This window comes from Virgibacillus sp. W0430 (assembly GCF_051846935.1).
Classification (GTDB): Bacteria; Bacillota; Bacilli; order Bacillales; family Amphibacillaceae; genus JBPYCR01.
On the sequence record NZ_JBPYCS010000006.1, the window covers coordinates 50144 to 66924 of the forward strand.

A 16781-nucleotide genomic window follows, 5' to 3' on the forward strand; every position below is an offset into this window, starting at 1 on the left:
AAAGCATAGGAGGATTTGTTTATGAGTGATTTAATTAGTGTAAGTAGTACCGCACTATATACTGCGTTTATCGTTTATCTAGTAGCAACATTATTTTTCGGAGCAACAATCAAAGATAAAAGGACATCTGATACATCCAAAAAGGGAATTGCTGGTACCATCGCGATTTCGTTAACAATTATTGGATTTATTGCTCAACTAATTTATTTTGTAACACGATGGATAGCAGGTGGGCATGCACCAGTTACCAATATGTTTGAATTTGTTACATTTTTGGGCATGAGTATCGTGTTAGCATTTATCATCATTTACTTTATTTATAGATTAAGTATATTAGGATTGTTTGCTTTACCTATTGCGCTGCTTATTATTGCATATGCCAGTATGTTTCCATCTGACATTTCACCATTAGTTCCATCATTACAAAGCCATTGGTTATTTATTCATGTGATGACGGTTTCTTTATCTCAAGGAGTATTAGCAGTCAGTTTTGTGGCGGGATTAATATACCTAATAAAGGAGATTAATCAATCGAAAACTACAAAGAAAACAACATTTTTGGAAATAGTACTGTATTTGTTAATAGTGGCCTTAGGATTTGTAGTATCAACTACAACATTTAACTTAATGCAGTATAATGCAGAATTTGAAATACAAAAGGATAGTAATACTGTGCTTATGGATTATCAATTACCAGCCATCGCCGGACCTAAAGGTGGAGAATTAATTACCGCTGATAAAATGACTCCAATTTTTAATACGCCAGAATGGTTTCAAGGAAAAGACGCACCAAAGAAATTTAATTCACTTATATGGTCATTTTTAACAGGAACAATTTTTTATGGTCTTATCCGTTTATTATTCAGAAAAAGAATTGGGGCGGGAATTCAACCATTACTTAAAAATATTAGCCCAAATTTAATAGACGAGATTATGTACCGTTCAGTTGCAATTGGTTTTCCCCTATTTACACTAGGTGGCTTGATTTTTGCAGCGATTTGGGCACAAATTGCTTGGGATAGATTTTGGGCATGGGATCCGAAGGAAGTTTGGGCACTCATTACGTGGTTTTTTTATGCAGCTTTTTTACATTTGCGTCTATCACGTGGATGGCATGGAGAAAAGTCAGCATGGCTTGCTGTAATTGGATTCGCTATTATTATGTTCAACATCATAGTCGTTAATCTCGTATTAGCAGGAATCCATTCTTATGCTTAAAGAATAGATACAAAATAATTACATAAATGATTTTATTTACATAAAAAGTTATTTAGGAGGATTTCATGAATAATTATAGTAGGACGCTACTCAGATTTTCTGCATTATTTGCAGTTATTGGTTCATTTTTAGGTGCACATATGGCAGGTGCAGGATCTTTTGCTTTTCGACCAATTCATGCACATGTTTTAGTTGTAGGTTGGTTAAGTTTATTCGCTTGGGCAGTATATTATAAAGTGTTTTATTCAAAAGATAGTATGTTAGCGAGATTTCATGTATGGTCAGCAATTATTGGTTCTATTGGGTTGTCAGTTGGAATGTGGCTTCACTATTTGAATATATTTAATCTCCCTAAAACAGTCACACTTATTTTTTATATTGTTGGAGGAACAGTTTTGTTATTTAGTTTTATTTTGTTTCTCCTTTTAACACTGATTCATAAAGAAGAAAACAGTTAGATTTATCCTTGCAGTTATCATACTTGGCACCACAAAAGGTATCGTCATGGAACCCCATTTGCAACTAATCAAGCCATAAGCCCAAAAATAATAATCGATATGTATGTTTAAGTTCAACTGGCTTATATTCAGTTGAACTTTTTTATATTTTTTAAAAATACTTTGGCATTTTATAAAAAAAATTGTTGAAGGTTATGAAAGGGGAAATCATCACCCACCTTTGCAGTTGCGAAGGGAGAGGAAATGCATGATAGAACCAGATCGTACCGATTGGCAAGTTCGCTGTGCATTTAATGCCTTTTGTAAACGAGTTTTGGAGAATGAAGCAATTAATATTTATAACGAAAGGCAGCAGCGACTTACAAAAGAGATGACATTTTCTGATCTCACCCCACAAGAAGAAAATCAACTCTTTACCTTGGATAAGCAATATGAAGGAGATGAAGGGCGAGATTTCCAAGTCGCTGGAAAGAAAATCACTCCGAAATTACTTGCTGAAGCAATGCGTACTTTGCCAAAAGAAAAGCGTAAGACCGTCCTACTATACTACTTTTTCAACAAGTCTGATGTGGAAATTGGTCAATTGCTCGATATTCCACGTAGTACAGTTCAGTATAGGCGGACAAGCTCTTTTGAACGGTTAAAACGATTTTTGGAAGAACATGCAGATGACTGGGATGATTAATTCTAATACCGAAAACAACGAGCGTGGCTTATTGCCATATCCAATTATTCTAGCTGCAAATAAGGGTGAGCCAGAAGCAATGAAAGTAGTTGTTCTACATTATGGAGGCTATATGACAAGCCTGTCCATGCGTAAGCTTCGTGATGAACACGGAAACACTTATTGGGGCATTGATGAAGATACACGTGATCGTTTACGTTCAAAGCTTATGCAATCTGTTTTAGCTTTCAAGATTTAACTAGATAATGGTTAGTTTTCCCTTTCAATAATCATATATTTGTTCTTTGACAAAGAAAGCATGGAAGATAACACCGTGCAGTATAAAACGAAAAAAATCAGATACGTTCTACTGATGATGAGCCACTTGATTCATACGCCATGACTTTCGTAAGAAGCGAGCGATTATCTATGAATCTAATGCAATTGTGGTGGATTGCGGCAATAACCCATCAGTTAGGATAATTATACTCCCCTACCGTCATGGTTCGAGCGTTCAAAGCGTCGCAAGCTATGAGTAGGGCTGGAAGAAATACTTGCAGGGGTGGAATTCCCGTGGAGCTGCACCAACAGCCGTCTGATTTTTGATTTTTAGTTAGCAAGATAAATTACAGTAACCATCAAGTTATGACAATAAGACCTTTATATTTTAGTGCAAGAGCCAAATTCACGCAACGTATTAGAAATAGTTTTATAGACGCGATATAATAATAGACAGATATCAAATAGTATATCCTAGTCTATGGAAAGGAGTTCGTATGGTCACAGTCACAAAAAAAGACTTGATAGCACTAGGTTATGGTCCCTCTTTTTCAGCTGATATCATTAGAGAATGTAAAAAACTAATGATTTCAAAAGGGCACACGTATTATCAATCTAAAAAGTTGGATCGTGTTCCTAAAGAAGCTGTAGAGGAAGTATTAGGGATAACTTTAGATGTGTGATTTGTACTTCTTGCACTAATTGCGTAAGGAGTGAAATCATGACTAAAGATATCGTCAAAAAGGCAAAGAACGGAACATATTATTTTCGTGCTAATTTAGGCTATCACCCGATCACTGGTAAGCAAATTCAGAAGTACCGTAGTGGTTTTAAAACTAAAAAAGAAGCAAGGGAAGAATATTCAAGATTACTACTTACAAAATCAGATGAATTAGAAGAAAAGCAAGATGACATTCTGTTCCAACAGTTTATTGAAGATATTTTCTTACCTTGGTATAAAACACAAGTAAAAAAAAGAACGTACGAAAATCGATTACCGACCGTAAGAAAACATTTCACTTTTTTTAATAGTTTAATCACTACCGAAATTACCCCGATTCATGTTCAAAAATGGCAATTAGCATTATCTAAAAAGAAGTATCGTTCTTCTTATATTAGAAATGTTCAAGGTTTATTTTCCATGGCGATGGGTCGAGCGGTTGTTTTAGGCTTAGCTGAAAGTAATCCATCTAAAATTGTTGGAAATGTGAAAAAGACAAAGACAAAAATAGATTTTTGGACCAAAGAAGAATTTGAAAAGGTCATCTCCCTTTTTTATAAGAAAGACTACTATCAACACTTTTTATTTATCTCGTTATGGTTTTTATTTATGACAGGTATGCGGATTGGAGAAGCCACTGCAATTCAATGGGAAGATATTGACTTTGATTCTGGCGTGTTATCTATTGATAAAACACTTTACTATAAGAATTTAGATAATTACTCTTTTGTGGAACCAAAAACAAAGGCTAGTGTGCGCCAAATTGCATTAGACGGGGATACTTTAACTTTACTCCGTGAATGGCAGAACGTGCAGCAATCTGTAATTCAAACCAATTATGTGATGAGCTATAATGGTATTCCTACACAAAAACATACGTTGGCGAATGCCATTACACGTTTTTCAAAAAAAGCTGGGGTTCATCGCATTAGATTACATGCTTTAAGACACTCTCACGCTTCTTTGCTTATTAGTATGGGAGAAAACCCATTAATCATTAAAGACCGCCTTGGGCATGAAGATATTGAAACGACACTAGGCACTTACGGACATTTGTATCCTAACAGTAACTTTGAAGTAGCCCATAAATTAGAAGGTATTATGTCTTACCAAACAGCAACAGAAAATGAAGATACTTCACCTAAGAATCAATTCACTGCTCGTTACCTTCGTAAAGGTATAAAAACAAATAATGCAATAACAATGCAATGAAAATAGAGTAAAGAGCCGAAAGCCTTATAAACAAAGGGCTTTCAGCTCTCCTACAACTACTCCCACTCAATCGTAGCAGGCGGCTTGCTCGTAATGTCATACACGACACGGTTGACGGCAACGCTTGCGATATAAAATACGATACTCTTTCACTTTATATTGTTGATGGTTTCCGTTAGCTTAAACGGAATATCTGACGTTGATTATGAGTATACCCTATCGTATATAAGTCGTCAATATTAATAAGCATAAAAAAAGCGAGGAAGCCGCGCGCTCCCCCGCCTTAATATTATCTTCGTCTAATCGCTACACGCGCAATTCCCGCGGCAACCTCTTTAACGACCTTCTTCGCCTCTACTTCGTCCGAGATTCCGCGCTTGTTTAATACGCTCTCGACTAGAGGCGCTAATCTGTTGGGCGCGTCATTGTAAATTCCCAGCGCTATTAATTCTGCTTTAACCTGCTCGATTGTCATTATAGCCCCGCCAAGTTTGATCGCGCGCTTACTTGATGATCTGCATAAAGCTGATGCGTTAGTCGCAAATGGTTATAGCTGATTGCTCCGCCCGCGCTCGTTTTGTCTTTTAATCGTTCCAGCTCCAATTGTTCGGGCGTCTTTAGTTCTTCTGCAAGCACGCTATTAATATGACGCAATTCTTTAAGCGTAGCTTCATCACTCACTTGCGCTACTATCGACGGCAATTTACGTCTGACGTGCGCCATTTCGTTCGCCGTCATATTTACGATAGCGTTCGTTAGTTTTTCCCGCGCTTGTTGCTTGTCTGCATCGCTATAAGCTAGCGATATATCTGCTGTAAAATCGTCGAGAATCGTATCAATAGCCGCTGTATTGGCCGGCGAGGCAAACGAAGAACGCGCTGCTTTTTGCGAAGCGTCTGCGATTAAGTTATCCGAAACTTGTTCATATTCCTTTTTTAGTGCGCCAACTTCTTTGTCGAGGTTCTTGCGTAGTGCTTTCAATTCGTAGTCGCGGACGTCTCTGTCTTTGTATTTCGGATTGTCGCTTTTTTTGATTGCTTTTACGTCTTTATTAAACTGTTCTACCGCATTATTAATTTCTAATTCTATATTATCCAATCTGATCTCGTTCATTTTTACATTTCCCCTTTAAATTTTATAGTTTCGTATTAATCTCTTACCAACGTCTCCCGCGCTTAACTGTTCGAACAATCGGCAACTTACCGCCGGTCGATGAAATATCCGGTATTAAGTCATGCGCGTTACAATATTCGTTAATAATATTCGTAGCTATTGTATACGCTGATATCCCCGCTGTTTTATCCGTAGAATATTCCGCTTTAAATAGTGTTTTCTCCGTTTCGGCGCATACAATAACGATTTTAATAACTGTTTCTTGTCGTGATTTCTTTTTCATGTCGATATTTGCGCTAACTTTTCCCGTCGGATCTTCTCGGTCGATATAGATTTCTCCTTTTTTCATTTGCTTGACCCCCTCACTTTTTAAGCTGGAATAGTATTTGATAAAGCGTATCGCTCTGCATAAGTGCAAGCATATCGCTTTTGCTTAAATCTTTTGGAAGCGTTAAAGTGGTGCATTTCGAACCATCGTCGATATAAAGTACACTTTTTTTACTGTCGTAATAAATCTGCTTTTTTTAATCTTCTTTTTCATCTCGTCGTTTATAGCGCGGTAATCTATCCGTTTGTATTAAAATTCCGTTTTTATTGTATTGTTTTTTAACTGGCTTGCGTGTTTTATTTCGCCTATTATTTCGCTTTCTTTTTCTATTAATCGTTAATCTTCCTTTCTTCTTTTTCTTGCTGAACAACGCTAAACTTAAAAGACTCGTCGAATACCTCGACAATATCGCTCTTACGCTCGATAGCGTCCTTTGCTAATAAATTCGCTTGAAGCACACGACCGCGAATTGTTTCGATATGATGAACCGCTAATCTGTTGCGATAAGGCTTGTCATATCCTTTTCGATAGCTGTATTTATTCATCTGCAAAACTGCGCCTTCGTCCTCAGCTAATTCGTTATATATACGCTGGAATATTACTATCGAAGCGTCGCGATTGCTGAGGCGTTTATCGACGTAAATCGAATGTATTGCGATCGTTTCGTTATCCCAATGCGCGCCCATTTCGACAATGCCGATGCCCGTCTCGCTGTCTCCGCGAATATAATCGGCTCTAAATCGTCTAATCATCGGCTTTACTCGCTTTGTAGCGCTCGTATACGCTAGTCAAGCAATAACGTGCGATAGCTTCGTCGCTCATATCGTCAAGCTTGTAAAGGTACGTATCTGCGTTTTTTATGCCTTGGTTATTTGTGTAGCCTTTTATCAGCTGAACACCTTGCTCGATTTCCACTTTTTGCATTTTGTCATATATCGCTTTTTGCTTTAATGCTACATTTTCGCGCTTGCTTTTTCGGATTTCGATAACCTCCTTGTGTTAAATTACCGATATTCCGGCGGAAATAAAAACAACGATAAGCATTAACAGAAAAATTACTGCTGCGAGTGCTATCGTTGACAACAATGCTATTGCGATTATTATTAACGCTTTTTTCAAAGTTTCACCTCTCCATCTAATCCACATAAGAACCGTCACATTTACGCTTTTAATACAATTGCATAGCCCTGCAAGGCAAACCGCTGTAATCGCTTATATTTAACGAATAGGTCTATATTTAAGCGAAGAAACGTCACTATTCAGCTTGCTTATTACGTCTGTATTTGCGCATACGCTTGTTACGGTTTTCTCTTGCCTGTTCATTGCGGCATCTATCGCAATATTGACGCTTTGGACTTTTGCCATAATCGAAGTTGTTTCCGCATTTATTACAAGGCTTATACGTGTCGCCATCATTCCAATAAGCAGCGCCAAACCTCGCCCAATACTTCGCGGTCAAATTATCATCCGAAGGTATTACGTTATTTTCGAAGTATGAACAACGGGCGCCTTCGTTCTCCGCATCAAAAAACGGGCATGGTTTGTCGAGTAAACATCGTCCATTGCCAGCATAAGTTGCGCAATTATTCTTAACGTGTTTTTGTATATCTCGCTGCATTAGTCCGCATCCTCTTTTTCGATAGATTACTATAATTAACCATCAACTTATCCGTCCTCCGTTTTATGTTCTTGCATATAATCGTCATACTGCTGTTGCAATTCCTGCTCAACTTCTTCATACGTCCTTTTTGACAAGTGCGCTTTAACCTTTATTACGTAATTTAGATTCGCCCAGTGGAAACTTGGATTTTCTTCATAAAAAACTAGCAAGGGCTTATTACCTTTCCGTGAATTACATGTCTTGCAAATAATTGCGAAATTACTCGTTACGTGCCTTCCTCCCAAGCTCAAAGGCGTAATATGGTCAAATTCAGGTGTCGAATCGTAAAACTGAAAACAATACGTACACCTATCTGCATTTAATTCGTATAGCTTTTCAAACGATTCTTTATATGTTTCAACCGGAATCGGGTACTTGTCTTGTCGTTCGAACAATCTTCTAAACGCTTTTGCTGGTTTGGTGTTAGATTCAAACTTACAAGCCTTACACCGTGTCGTATATCCGCTTTTATACCTCTTATCAATCTCGAATAAATCCAATGTCTTTTTCTCGTTACATATTCTGCATGCTTGCGTTTGTTTGTCGATAATTTTACTCATTACTGCCACTTCCGGCGATTTCTTCGGTATCACGTAACTTAATAAGTGTCTGCTTAGTGTCAATCGTTAATATTCCTGCTACGGCTAAAAACGGTAAAACAATTAAAGTGATAATCTCCACTCCATTCCATCCCCATTCCATTCATTTTTTTAATTTTAACTCGGTTTCAATTTCCTTTATGACCTTATCAATCTCTCGATGTACATAAGTTTTATTAGTCTGCTGTAATATAGCAAGTGCTTGCAAGTAGCTTGTTAATGCTTGCGCTCTTTTATCATCCATTCCGTTCCCCTTTCTGTTTGTAAAATTTCCTGCTTGACTTTAAAAGCAGGTTGACATATAATTAAATTGGGTAATTATTGAATTAATTAAATTGAAACATTAAAAAAATAATTATTAGTGTGATTACGACGTTCTCGATATTCCATAAAGTCCGCGTCTGTTACATCGAATTTCAAAGCAATTTTTGAAGCTAATCCCTCCGAAACTGGTCTGTAATTTGCTTCGACGTTTGCAATAGTGGAGTAATGTACGCCTAACCATTCTGCGAAGCGTTCTTGAGTTAAACCTTTATACATTCGAATGTCTCTAATTAAATCGTTTTTCATTGTTAAACCTCCTTTGATTTATTAATATCTCACTATTAAGCCTAAAAAATAGGCTCTGAACTTTTCCCCTCTATAATATAATGTAACGTGTCTGCCCTATCTTTGACCTTTTTTGACCTTTTGTCAGAATATCTTTCACTCTCTCGTCTTCTTTTTGCATTAACTTTGCAGCTTGGTCTTAAATCGCAATATTTCCGCCTCATATCGTGCTTATAATAAACCTCACCGCACTCCTCGCATATCGCTATATGTTCAATATCTAAGCGTTTAATGCGTTTCAATGTCGCTTTATAGTCCTTGTGATACTTTTCCGAATAAGTTGATGCATATTCCTCCGCATTTGCTTTAACCTTCTCGATCATATCCATAAACCCGTCGACTGTCAGCGCTGGCTCAACTTCCTCGATAAAATCCAGGTATAAATCCCCTCTCGCTTGATACACGTTAAATTCCGTGTATAACCCCCGAGGCTTATCCTCGGCCTCGTCCTCATCGTCGTATCTATCAGTAAAATCAGTGGGCGTCTCATGTTCGTTTATACTGTTATCTCGATTCGCCTGTGTCTGCGGACTAACGGTTAATTTCGTTTCGTCGTCCTCTGCTCGAATTATAAAATCTCCGAGTATCTCTGCGACTGGATATTTCTTAAACTTAACGTCTGATTCTCGATGATAATATGCCGGGTGTCTAACTGAATATGTAGTTATATCGTAGCCCTCTGTATATTGGTCGATAAATTCCTGCGCTAATTCTGCTCGATCCTCGTCGTTTGCTTTCGTGTAATGCTTATACCACAAGTCATATAATGCGCCTTGAATAATGTTTGTCGTCAATTCTCATATCCCCTTTTTAGTTGAATTTTAGTTGTTGTCCCCTTATATAGTGAAATGAACGCTTTTTATATCTCGTAGTTAGCCCACTGCTTCAATAATCTACGCATACGCAATGAAGGTAAATATAAATTAATAGGATCGCCGTTTCTGATGCGCGACCTCCACACCCACTGAAGCATGTCCGATAAAGCGAGTAATTCCTCGTTTACCCTTACTCCGTTATCTTGAAAGAATGATTTTTCATAAGGATTCATAAAGCGACTGAATACGTACATTAGCGCGTGCCTATCCGCATAATCGTTGGTAGCTCTCGTATTAACTGGAATGAAACCTTTACTGTACCCGCGTCCTTTTAAATCGTGCTCAAAGTCCTTTAATGTCGTCCATAAAACCTCGTCTGACTTAGCTTTTGCAATACGTCGAATAAACGAATACATACTACGTTGTATTGCTTTGATTTCACTTTCAGTTCGTCGATTCATCCAACCTTTACTGAATGAGAATTCGCTATTCTCGCCGTGCTTGTTATGATCTCCCTCGTATAAATTGATTAACTTAAATAGCTCGGCTCTATCGTCTGCTTTGTTGTCATAATCTACAATCTCGTTATCTATCAAGCTATGTTTTTGATATGGTATATCGTACATGTCGAAATAGTACCGCTGTACTTGCGCATCGAATAAATACGTTAAGACGATTACTTTATTAAAAGCAGCGAACACTCGTGGCGGGAACGCCCATATTAGAAATTTATTACGGTGATAGTAAAGATTGCCCGCCTCTGCCAATAATCGAATGTCATCGAACCGACCGCTTTCGTATTCCGCCTGCGTCGCCGTCCATTTGACCGCATTATTTTCGAGTTTAATAAATTCTTTATCGAGCAATACTCGCATATCCGACGATGAAACAGTCGCCTTATCGATAACGTCCATTACCTCGTCAAGTATTAGCGTATAATCTGACGCCTCTAATAATTCGATAAGCTCATCGTCTGCCATCTCGAAAAGTGAATGAGTAGCCACAATATTCTTTCCGTCCTCGATAAGACGTTTTAAGCTCGTTAGCTTGCGTCCGCCTTCTACGTTATTGCTTGGCGCTTCAAACTTGCGTGACTTGACCGAATTTTGAATACGGTCGATTTCGTCAAGGAACGGCGTTATATAAATAAACTTGCGCCCTTCTTCCGCGTTCTCTATTTCCTCGATCATCTTCGTTGTCTTTCCTGCGCCCATTACTGCGTCGATAACTCGTACATTTTCCATTTAATCGTCTCCCTTTTCGTTGTATTTTAGTAGTACGTGCGCATCAAATGTGCACGCCTTATTTTTCATCTCCGTTTATCGACCGTTTACTCGACTATTCTACCGTTTACTACGCTATTTGATTAACGCCCTTATAGGAGGTATAGCTAAATGTGCACGCATATAATAGTTATTATCGACAGTGTTTTATACAAGGTGTGTTTGTTATTAATGAAGCGTTCGAGTTATGCGGTTTTTGCATAATCTCGATATGTTTTAAGTTCTTTAAGTTCAAGAGATACCGATTCGGGCTATCGCCCTCATCGGACGTATCGTTTATTAACCCTATATCGAATATTTAAGTTCTGCCGAAAATTAATATACAGCCGTTTTATATCGGTGCACATTTTCGACTACTCCCTATAAGGGAACGACTTACAAACGTTGATATGAAGCGGTTAGCGTGGTGCGCCGTGCACATTTGATGTGCTGGCGGAATTATCTTCGCCCTTTATTCTTCGCATAATATCGCTGAATGCCTCGTCAAACTCTCGGCTGGCTTCGAACTTAACGACAACCTTTCCGCTGTACTTGCGTGAAGTAGCGAAGTCCACGACGTGAAAGCCTCGGGCGATTAGTTCCCTCGCTACTCGAAAGCTCAAAACACTCCGTAATTTATTCGACATTGATTGACCTCCTTTCTTTTCTATCCGTTTTCTCACATCGTAATAAAATATATAAGCAAGCTCTCAAGCCTGCCGCGTTTCTCATTCTTATAAATAACTGGGCGTGTTAATAGCACCCATCACATCTAAATTTTTGGAATGGTACTTCCACCTCTTATAGTGACTAACCACTTAAAAGTTCGGTTAAATCATGAAATCGCCTTTTCCTCTCATCCATAAGGTACGTAATCGGCTAAAAGTTAAGTACCCCCCCCAACCATTGTTAAGTCTGTTCGGGGTACACCCTTATAGGTACGTAATCGCCCGTTTGTTACTAAGTATATAAACCTCTCCTCATATTAAGATAATTGAACCAAACGCCTAAAAAGCGGAATTAATTACGAAATTAATTCCCCTCCCCTGCGTATTAAGATAAGTGAACTAAACGCCTAAAAAACAACCAAAAAAGCTAATTGTCACAAATTCGTCACATTTGAGGGTATATCCGAACTAAATCCCTCGCTTTTTAAAAGTTAGTCGCAAATATTCGCCCTACATACTTATCCGAAGCTATAACGTTATTTCGCACGTTTCAACTCCCGCAATTCCTTAACGGTCAAATCCTCCGAACTTTTCCGCATACGCTTCGAGTCTCCGCTTAACCTCGTCGTAATCATGAGGCGTATTATCTATCTCGACGTATTCCGTCTTAGTTTCGTACCTAACTTCAACAGGCTTGTCTGCTTTCTCTGCAAGCTCCTCGTTTTCAATCTCTATCCGCTCCCTTTCCGCCTGCTCCGCTTTTAGTCTGCGCTTCAACTCTCGCAATTCCTTAACGGTCATATCTTCGGGCTTTTTCGTTTCGCCTCTAGCGGTAACGTGTTCGGATTCGCGTTCGGCGGGCGGAATCTGTACAAGCTCGTATAATGCGTTAATCCCTAAATTACGTGACGTCACGTGTTTTGATTCCCCGAATTCCTCATACACTCGCACGAATCTCCGTGCCGAGTCCTGCGTCATATTAATCGTTTCGAGCCATGCCATCCATTCCCCATGCGCTAAGTCGTTCTCCTTTACGTGCTTCAACCGCCTGCCTATCTCGAATATAGCTTCGCCTGCTACGCGCTGATATGCGTTGATTTCCGCCGTGATAACGTTAATGTCTTGCGATAGAATTAATCCCCCTACTACAGTATCGTCCTGAGAACCTTAAAAAGTGGGACAATTAAATGCAAAAAACAAACCTGCGTCAACAAGTCCGCCTTACTTTTCGGCTCTATTACGCCCGTCAAAGCGTTTTCCCGTTGCGGAATTGTAAAACGTCGATGAAACGGAAGTTATTTCATAGATAGGCCCGCCCCTCTTTTCAACCCCCCAAGTGAAAAAATATTGCGCGAATCCTTGACCCCCTTGGAACGGAAACAATATCGAGCCTACCCGCGGGGGTATCTACGAAATATAAAAAGAGACGAACGAAATTAATCGCTCGCCTGCTCCGATAGCTCCCTCGCACTCTATTCATATCTTGTCGTCATAACTACATCCTTCTATTTAATCGTATAAATTCTCAATTGCTTTTGCTTTCTCTTCTTCACTTGGCGATGAATACCAAGCGATCATGTCCGCGGAAGTATGACCTGACAAGCTCATAATTAAAGCCGTTCCATGTCCGTTGTCTACGAGCTGCTTAACGTAAGTATGTCGAAGCTGATGCGGAGTAACTTCGTAATGTTTTAACATCGTTTGAACGCTTCTCCGACTGATTCGCTTGCCGAGTTGCGAAGTAAATAGAGCTTCTTTCCGGTCATTCCCTCGCTGCTCTAAGTAGATGCGAATTGCTCGCCTTGTCTCCGCTCCTATCGATATTGTTCGCTCTATACCGCCCTTGCCGTCCCTAACGTGTACCTCGCCTTTGCGCTCCCCTATCGTCACATCTGACCTATCCAAAGCTACCAACTCGCCTACGCGCAAGCCAGCGCCCAGCAACGTCATAACGATAGCATGATCCCGCTTGTTCGCCTTCCTATCCGTAAGCCTTATTATCTCATTGCGCTTATTTCTCGATAACCATTTCGGAGCTTTACTGTGATTACGTGCTATCCGAATGATCCGTATATCCTCGATGGCTTCCGATTTGCCCGCCCACTTGCTAAACGCCCTTATCGCTGCATACTCTCGATTGACGCCGCTAGGCTTGCGCTTCTCGACCGTTTCAAGCCGTTTGACGTATGCTTGCACGTCTGATCTAGCATATCCCCGCAAGTCCGTTCCTGCGCCGTTTAGGTAGCGTTTGAAGCGTTCTAGCGACTGCCGATAGGCTTTAATCGTATTATCCGCCCTGCCTCGCAAGCCTTCCTCTATGAAGCGATTAATGTCCGCATCATCTGCCGTTCTAAACTCGATTACGTCCGCCCTATTCATCGCCCAATCCCTCCGATAATAATTATGCGCAGGTTTTTCTTACTGCTAATCCGTCGAATATGCCGTCATTGCCTGCGTTTCTATTTCGAATATAGCACATAATACTAATTATGCGCAAGTTTTAAAAGTGGGAATTACGGCAAAGCAGCGCTGGGAATCCGTATTATATTCGAAAAGCAAGGGCCGATATTTCGGAGGTTCTAAAGAATCGATAAAGGCGTATATTTGACAACCTCAAAGCGTTTAGGGAGACGTCTGCCAAAGCCCCACGTTTGATAAATCTAAATACTTGCACCTAAATCTCCGCAAATACTAAAGTGTACTAAAACGCCCTAAATCGTAATGAATCCTATTCCTTCTATATACCGTCAAGTATAAACGCTTGATATTTGCCGTTTTAGTAAACGTCTTTATCGCTATAACAACCCCCTAAGTTTTCGGAAGGGCTTCGCTAGGATCGCAAAGGCTCATTAAGGCGCATATTCAACGTATGCAAAGCGTTTGGGTAAGGTCAAGCAAACGCCTCTCGGCTCGTATTTGTTGCGAAATGTTAACGTAATATAACGCAAATACTCGCATATACTAGCGCCTAATTGTCCGATATTGTCGGCAATTTTCGGAAGGTAAATTCGCGATTTTACTAACGTGTACTAAAGCGAACTAATTAGCCATAAATCCCGTTCCTTCTATATACTGTCAAGTAAAAATGCTTGACTTACTTCGTTTTAGTAAACGTCTTTCTCTCGACTTCCGATCGCATCGGACATCGCCCTATTTTCGCATGCTAGTCCGGTGTTATGTCCGTGCAACATTATCGAGAAATAAACGCCTTGATAACCGCCTTATGCTCGCATATAAATAAGCCTCTAAGTTTCGTATATGACCGTCTTTATATCGTCTTATGACGTCGAATATACATGCTTTAAACGCCTTTAAATGCGACTCTATGCGTATATTTGCATGCGGTCGATACTTCGCCTTAAACACGATGCCCACGTACTTATATAGCTCGCTGCCGTAGAAGAAAGGCGTTAGCATATCGACGATTTCGGCTGGCGTGTTATTTCGAATTGATTCGTTAATAAGACGTTCATTCTCGATTCTATCCGTATGGGTATCATATGTATTACTTGAATTATTGCTTAAAGAGTAAATAGTTTCGAAACGATCTTCCGCCCCTTCATCGCTTGCCTGCGTTGGTTCTTCGACTTGCTCTCGCTCTGACATTTCCGCGCTGACATTCGAAGATAAAACAATGTAAATATTAGCGCCATGCCCGCCCGATTTCTCTCGAATAAATTCCTTGCGCTCAATCATGTCCAAACGTTCCAGCTTGCGAATAGAACGCTGTACCGTGCGTGTAGTTCTGTCGATAGCCTCAGCGATAGTGTCCGCCTTTAAATGCGCTGCGCCTTTATATTTAACTGAATAACGCCCGATCATAAGAAAAATATTGCGGTCTGTTTCGTTTAGCTCGTATTGATTGCGCTGGATATGATCGTTAATAGATTCGTTTAATTCTTCGACTGATTCAAACGTAGAATAATCGTGTAAATAATTCATTTTCGATAAGCCTCCCCAATATTAGAAGGCGCTACACACAAACGTATGTTCGTTTAAAAGACGTGAATAAATAAGCCTTTACATTTCGTCTTTTTTTCAATACAATATAACTTAGTCGGGTAGCATTGTATAGACGTTCTTTATACGTTTGTATGATGCGCCTTTTTTGTGTATTTTTATATTAATTTAATAGGTATGTCGTTTAATGGACTTGTTTTGCGTCCTATCGAGATAATATCGTTTATGTCTAACCCTCTTAGGTATTGCGCCGTAATGTCGATATTGCTATGACCTAGCAAGCGCGATAAGGTATAGACGTCAATGCCTTGTCGTATATGCTTCTGCGCAAAGTAATGACGGCAATCATGCGGACTACAACGTATTTCTTTTCTTATACTAACTTTCTTGCCTGCTCGATTGAGTATTTTATTAACATTGGAACGAGACATGCCTTCCGCCTCTTGATTAAGAAAATAATTATCGTCGATAAATTCATTCGGAATATGTTCAAAGCGCAATCTCCGCGCCCTTTCATATCGCTTCATCTGTCGCCTCATCTTTTTAGATATATAAATAAAGCGCTCATGACTTCCCTTCCCGCGAATGAATATGCGGTCAATGTATATGTCCTCGTTCTTAATGCCGACTAATTCACTAACTCTGACGCCTGTTTCAAACATGAATACGAGTACAGTCTTGTCTCGAATATTGCTATAAGTTTGCGAGCCGGTCGAATCAATAAGCTGTTTAACTTCATCGTCCGTAAACGTCGTTATAACCGTGCGCCCCTCTTTTAAGTTCTTAATATCAACCGCTGGATTATCTTCTTTTGCGATAATCTCCAATTCTACGAGAAAGTTAAAGAACACTTTAAGCGTGGCTAGCCGGTTGTTTATTGTGATATTCTTCTCGCTCCCCAGCCGTTGCCTATGACGTATAAATAGCTTTATATGACGCGGTGTAACTTCCGTAACGTCGTCGATGTTTAGCTCGTCGATCGTGTATGTTTTCCAATCATTTAAGCGCCATTGACATAACGAGATATACTTTTTAGATAATCCTCTAATCTGTTGCTCGAACTCAAATTCTTTTATAGCCTCAACGATTTTCAACGCAAAAAAGCACCTCCTCTACTTGTAATAAAGTAAAAGAGGCGCTCATAAAAATACTTTTTATAGTTGCGCGTTTTCTCGTATTATTTTATATCGTGATGCCGCGAATAGCTTAGCGTCA

At 39.5% G+C, this 16781-nt stretch carries 23 protein-coding genes; 6 read left to right on the forward strand and 17 right to left on the reverse strand.

From position 1 onward, the window contains the following. Positions 1-21 precede the first annotated feature (21 nt). From ccsB to ACLIBH_RS04900, 6 genes are all read left to right on the forward strand, one after another. The gene (gene ccsB, locus ACLIBH_RS04875; protein WP_439315573.1) at positions 22-1218 is read left to right on the forward strand and encodes a c-type cytochrome biogenesis protein CcsB; all 1197 of its coding nucleotides are present in this window, start codon (positions 22-24) and stop codon (positions 1216-1218) included. A 65-nt stretch (positions 1219-1283) separates the two neighbouring features. After that, positions 1284-1676 (forward strand): hypothetical protein, encoded by a 393-nt coding sequence (locus ACLIBH_RS04880; RefSeq protein WP_439315574.1) that lies wholly within the window; start codon positions 1284-1286, stop codon positions 1674-1676. 247 nt (positions 1677-1923) lie between these two features. Beyond that, entirely contained in the window at positions 1924-2361 is a 438-nt protein-coding gene (locus ACLIBH_RS04885) for an RNA polymerase sigma factor (protein ID WP_439315575.1), read from the forward strand. Next, complete coding sequence (locus ACLIBH_RS04890) at positions 2345-2599, forward strand: helix-turn-helix domain-containing protein (RefSeq protein ID WP_439315576.1); 255 nt, start codon at positions 2345-2347, stop codon at positions 2597-2599. Before ACLIBH_RS04885 ends, ACLIBH_RS04890 begins: the two co-directional genes overlap by 17 nt. A 517-nt stretch (positions 2600-3116) precedes the next feature. Beyond that, positions 3117-3302 carry a DUF3173 domain-containing protein gene (locus ACLIBH_RS04895; RefSeq protein ID WP_018709270.1) on the forward strand — a complete coding sequence of 62 codons (186 nt, stop codon included), beginning with the start codon at positions 3117-3119 and terminating at the stop codon, positions 3300-3302. A 38-nt stretch (positions 3303-3340) separates the two neighbouring features. Next, positions 3341-4552, forward strand: a complete 1212-nt coding sequence (locus tag ACLIBH_RS04900; protein WP_439315577.1) for a tyrosine-type recombinase/integrase — start codon at positions 3341-3343, stop codon at positions 4550-4552. Positions 4553-4608: 56 nt separating this feature from the next. Here the strand turns inward: ACLIBH_RS04900 and ACLIBH_RS04905 are convergent, their stop codons facing one another. The 17 genes from ACLIBH_RS04905 to ACLIBH_RS04985 form a co-directional block, all read right to left on the reverse strand. Next, positions 4609-4695, reverse strand: a complete 87-nt coding sequence (locus ACLIBH_RS04905; RefSeq protein WP_439315662.1) for a GMP synthase (glutamine-hydrolyzing) — start codon at positions 4693-4695, stop codon at positions 4609-4611. Between the two features lie 331 nt (positions 4696-5026). Beyond that, positions 5027-5665, reverse strand: a complete 639-nt coding sequence (locus tag ACLIBH_RS04910) for a hypothetical protein (protein ID WP_439315578.1) — start codon at positions 5663-5665, stop codon at positions 5027-5029. A 43-nt stretch (positions 5666-5708) separates the two neighbouring features. Then, positions 5709-6014 carry a hypothetical protein gene (locus tag ACLIBH_RS04915; protein ID WP_439315579.1) on the reverse strand — a complete coding sequence of 102 codons (306 nt, stop codon included), beginning with the start codon at positions 6012-6014 and terminating at the stop codon, positions 5709-5711. Between the two features lie 308 nt (positions 6015-6322). Continuing rightward, complete coding sequence (locus tag ACLIBH_RS04920; RefSeq protein WP_439315580.1) at positions 6323-6745, reverse strand: hypothetical protein; 423 nt, start codon at positions 6743-6745, stop codon at positions 6323-6325. After that, positions 6738-6917, reverse strand: a complete 180-nt coding sequence (locus ACLIBH_RS04925; RefSeq protein WP_439315581.1) for a hypothetical protein — start codon at positions 6915-6917, stop codon at positions 6738-6740. The genes ACLIBH_RS04920 and ACLIBH_RS04925 overlap by 8 nt, the downstream gene beginning before the upstream one ends. Before the next feature lie 331 nt (positions 6918-7248). Continuing rightward, positions 7249-7611 carry a hypothetical protein gene (locus tag ACLIBH_RS04930; RefSeq protein WP_439315582.1) on the reverse strand — a complete coding sequence of 121 codons (363 nt, stop codon included), beginning with the start codon at positions 7609-7611 and terminating at the stop codon, positions 7249-7251. A gap of 47 nt (positions 7612-7658) precedes the next feature. Then, positions 7659-8213, reverse strand: coding sequence for an HNH endonuclease (locus ACLIBH_RS04935; protein ID WP_439315583.1), 555 nt, complete (start codon positions 8211-8213; stop codon positions 7659-7661). Further along, the gene (locus ACLIBH_RS04940; RefSeq protein WP_439315584.1) at positions 8206-8334 is read right to left on the reverse strand and encodes a hypothetical protein; all 129 of its coding nucleotides are present in this window, start codon (positions 8332-8334) and stop codon (positions 8206-8208) included. The genes ACLIBH_RS04935 and ACLIBH_RS04940 overlap by 8 nt, the downstream gene beginning before the upstream one ends. A 21-nt stretch (positions 8335-8355) precedes the next feature. After that, positions 8356-8496: a hypothetical protein gene (locus ACLIBH_RS04945; protein ID WP_439315585.1), complete on the reverse strand. Its 141-nt coding sequence runs from the start codon at positions 8494-8496 to the stop codon at positions 8356-8358. Between the two features lie 86 nt (positions 8497-8582). Continuing rightward, positions 8583-8822: a helix-turn-helix domain-containing protein gene (locus ACLIBH_RS04950; protein ID WP_439315586.1), complete on the reverse strand. Its 240-nt coding sequence runs from the start codon at positions 8820-8822 to the stop codon at positions 8583-8585. Between the two features lie 41 nt (positions 8823-8863). Next, complete coding sequence (locus ACLIBH_RS04955) at positions 8864-9655, reverse strand: hypothetical protein (protein ID WP_439315587.1); 792 nt, start codon at positions 9653-9655, stop codon at positions 8864-8866. A gap of 65 nt (positions 9656-9720) precedes the next feature. Next, positions 9721-10920, reverse strand: coding sequence for a hypothetical protein (locus ACLIBH_RS04960; RefSeq protein ID WP_439315588.1), 1200 nt, complete (start codon positions 10918-10920; stop codon positions 9721-9723). Between the two features lie 437 nt (positions 10921-11357). Continuing rightward, positions 11358-11585 (reverse strand): hypothetical protein, encoded by a 228-nt coding sequence (locus ACLIBH_RS04965; RefSeq protein WP_439315589.1) that lies wholly within the window; start codon positions 11583-11585, stop codon positions 11358-11360. Positions 11586-12173: 588 nt separating this feature from the next. Next, entirely contained in the window at positions 12174-12740 is a 567-nt protein-coding gene (locus tag ACLIBH_RS04970) for a DUF3102 domain-containing protein (protein ID WP_439315663.1), read from the reverse strand. A gap of 375 nt (positions 12741-13115) precedes the next feature. Then, positions 13116-13985: a tyrosine-type recombinase/integrase gene (locus tag ACLIBH_RS04975; protein ID WP_439315590.1), complete on the reverse strand. Its 870-nt coding sequence runs from the start codon at positions 13983-13985 to the stop codon at positions 13116-13118. Between the two features lie 795 nt (positions 13986-14780). After that, entirely contained in the window at positions 14781-15548 is a 768-nt protein-coding gene (locus tag ACLIBH_RS04980; protein WP_439315591.1) for a helix-turn-helix domain-containing protein, read from the reverse strand. A 176-nt stretch (positions 15549-15724) separates the two neighbouring features. Next, positions 15725-16660 carry a tyrosine-type recombinase/integrase gene (locus tag ACLIBH_RS04985; RefSeq protein ID WP_439315592.1) on the reverse strand — a complete coding sequence of 312 codons (936 nt, stop codon included), beginning with the start codon at positions 16658-16660 and terminating at the stop codon, positions 15725-15727. Positions 16661-16781: the final 121 nt, after the last annotated feature.

What these genes read in the sequence shown, in the direction of transcription:
- ccsB (WP_439315573.1), top strand. Translation starts at nt 22, where the DNA reads ATGAGTGATTTAATTAGTGTAAGTAGTACCGCACTATATACTGCGTTT.
- ACLIBH_RS04880 (WP_439315574.1), top strand. Translation starts at nt 1,284, where the DNA reads ATGAATAATTATAGTAGGACGCTACTCAGATTTTCTGCATTATTTGCA.
- ACLIBH_RS04885 (WP_439315575.1), top strand. Translation starts at nt 1,924, where the DNA reads ATGATAGAACCAGATCGTACCGATTGGCAAGTTCGCTGTGCATTTAAT.
- ACLIBH_RS04890 (WP_439315576.1), top strand. Translation starts at nt 2,345, where the DNA reads ATGACTGGGATGATTAATTCTAATACCGAAAACAACGAGCGTGGCTTA.
- ACLIBH_RS04895 (WP_018709270.1), top strand. Translation starts at nt 3,117, where the DNA reads ATGGTCACAGTCACAAAAAAAGACTTGATAGCACTAGGTTATGGTCCC.
- ACLIBH_RS04900 (WP_439315577.1), top strand. Translation starts at nt 3,341, where the DNA reads ATGACTAAAGATATCGTCAAAAAGGCAAAGAACGGAACATATTATTTT.
- ACLIBH_RS04910 (WP_439315578.1), bottom strand. Translation starts at nt 5,665, where the DNA reads ATGAACGAGATCAGATTGGATAATATAGAATTAGAAATTAATAATGCG.
- ACLIBH_RS04915 (WP_439315579.1), bottom strand. Translation starts at nt 6,014, where the DNA reads ATGAAAAAAGGAGAAATCTATATCGACCGAGAAGATCCGACGGGAAAA.
- ACLIBH_RS04920 (WP_439315580.1), bottom strand. Translation starts at nt 6,745, where the DNA reads ATGATTAGACGATTTAGAGCCGATTATATTCGCGGAGACAGCGAGACG.
- ACLIBH_RS04925 (WP_439315581.1), bottom strand. Translation starts at nt 6,917, where the DNA reads ATGCAAAAAGTGGAAATCGAGCAAGGTGTTCAGCTGATAAAAGGCTAC.
- ACLIBH_RS04930 (WP_439315582.1), bottom strand. Translation starts at nt 7,611, where the DNA reads ATGCAGCGAGATATACAAAAACACGTTAAGAATAATTGCGCAACTTAT.
- ACLIBH_RS04935 (WP_439315583.1), bottom strand. Translation starts at nt 8,213, where the DNA reads ATGAGTAAAATTATCGACAAACAAACGCAAGCATGCAGAATATGTAAC.
- ACLIBH_RS04945 (WP_439315585.1), bottom strand. Translation starts at nt 8,496, where the DNA reads ATGGATGATAAAAGAGCGCAAGCATTAACAAGCTACTTGCAAGCACTT.
- ACLIBH_RS04950 (WP_439315586.1), bottom strand. Translation starts at nt 8,822, where the DNA reads ATGAAAAACGATTTAATTAGAGACATTCGAATGTATAAAGGTTTAACT.
- ACLIBH_RS04960 (WP_439315588.1), bottom strand. Translation starts at nt 10,920, where the DNA reads ATGGAAAATGTACGAGTTATCGACGCAGTAATGGGCGCAGGAAAGACA.
- ACLIBH_RS04965 (WP_439315589.1), bottom strand. Translation starts at nt 11,585, where the DNA reads ATGTCGAATAAATTACGGAGTGTTTTGAGCTTTCGAGTAGCGAGGGAA.
- ACLIBH_RS04975 (WP_439315590.1), bottom strand. Translation starts at nt 13,985, where the DNA reads ATGAATAGGGCGGACGTAATCGAGTTTAGAACGGCAGATGATGCGGAC.
- ACLIBH_RS04980 (WP_439315591.1), bottom strand. Translation starts at nt 15,548, where the DNA reads ATGAATTATTTACACGATTATTCTACGTTTGAATCAGTCGAAGAATTA.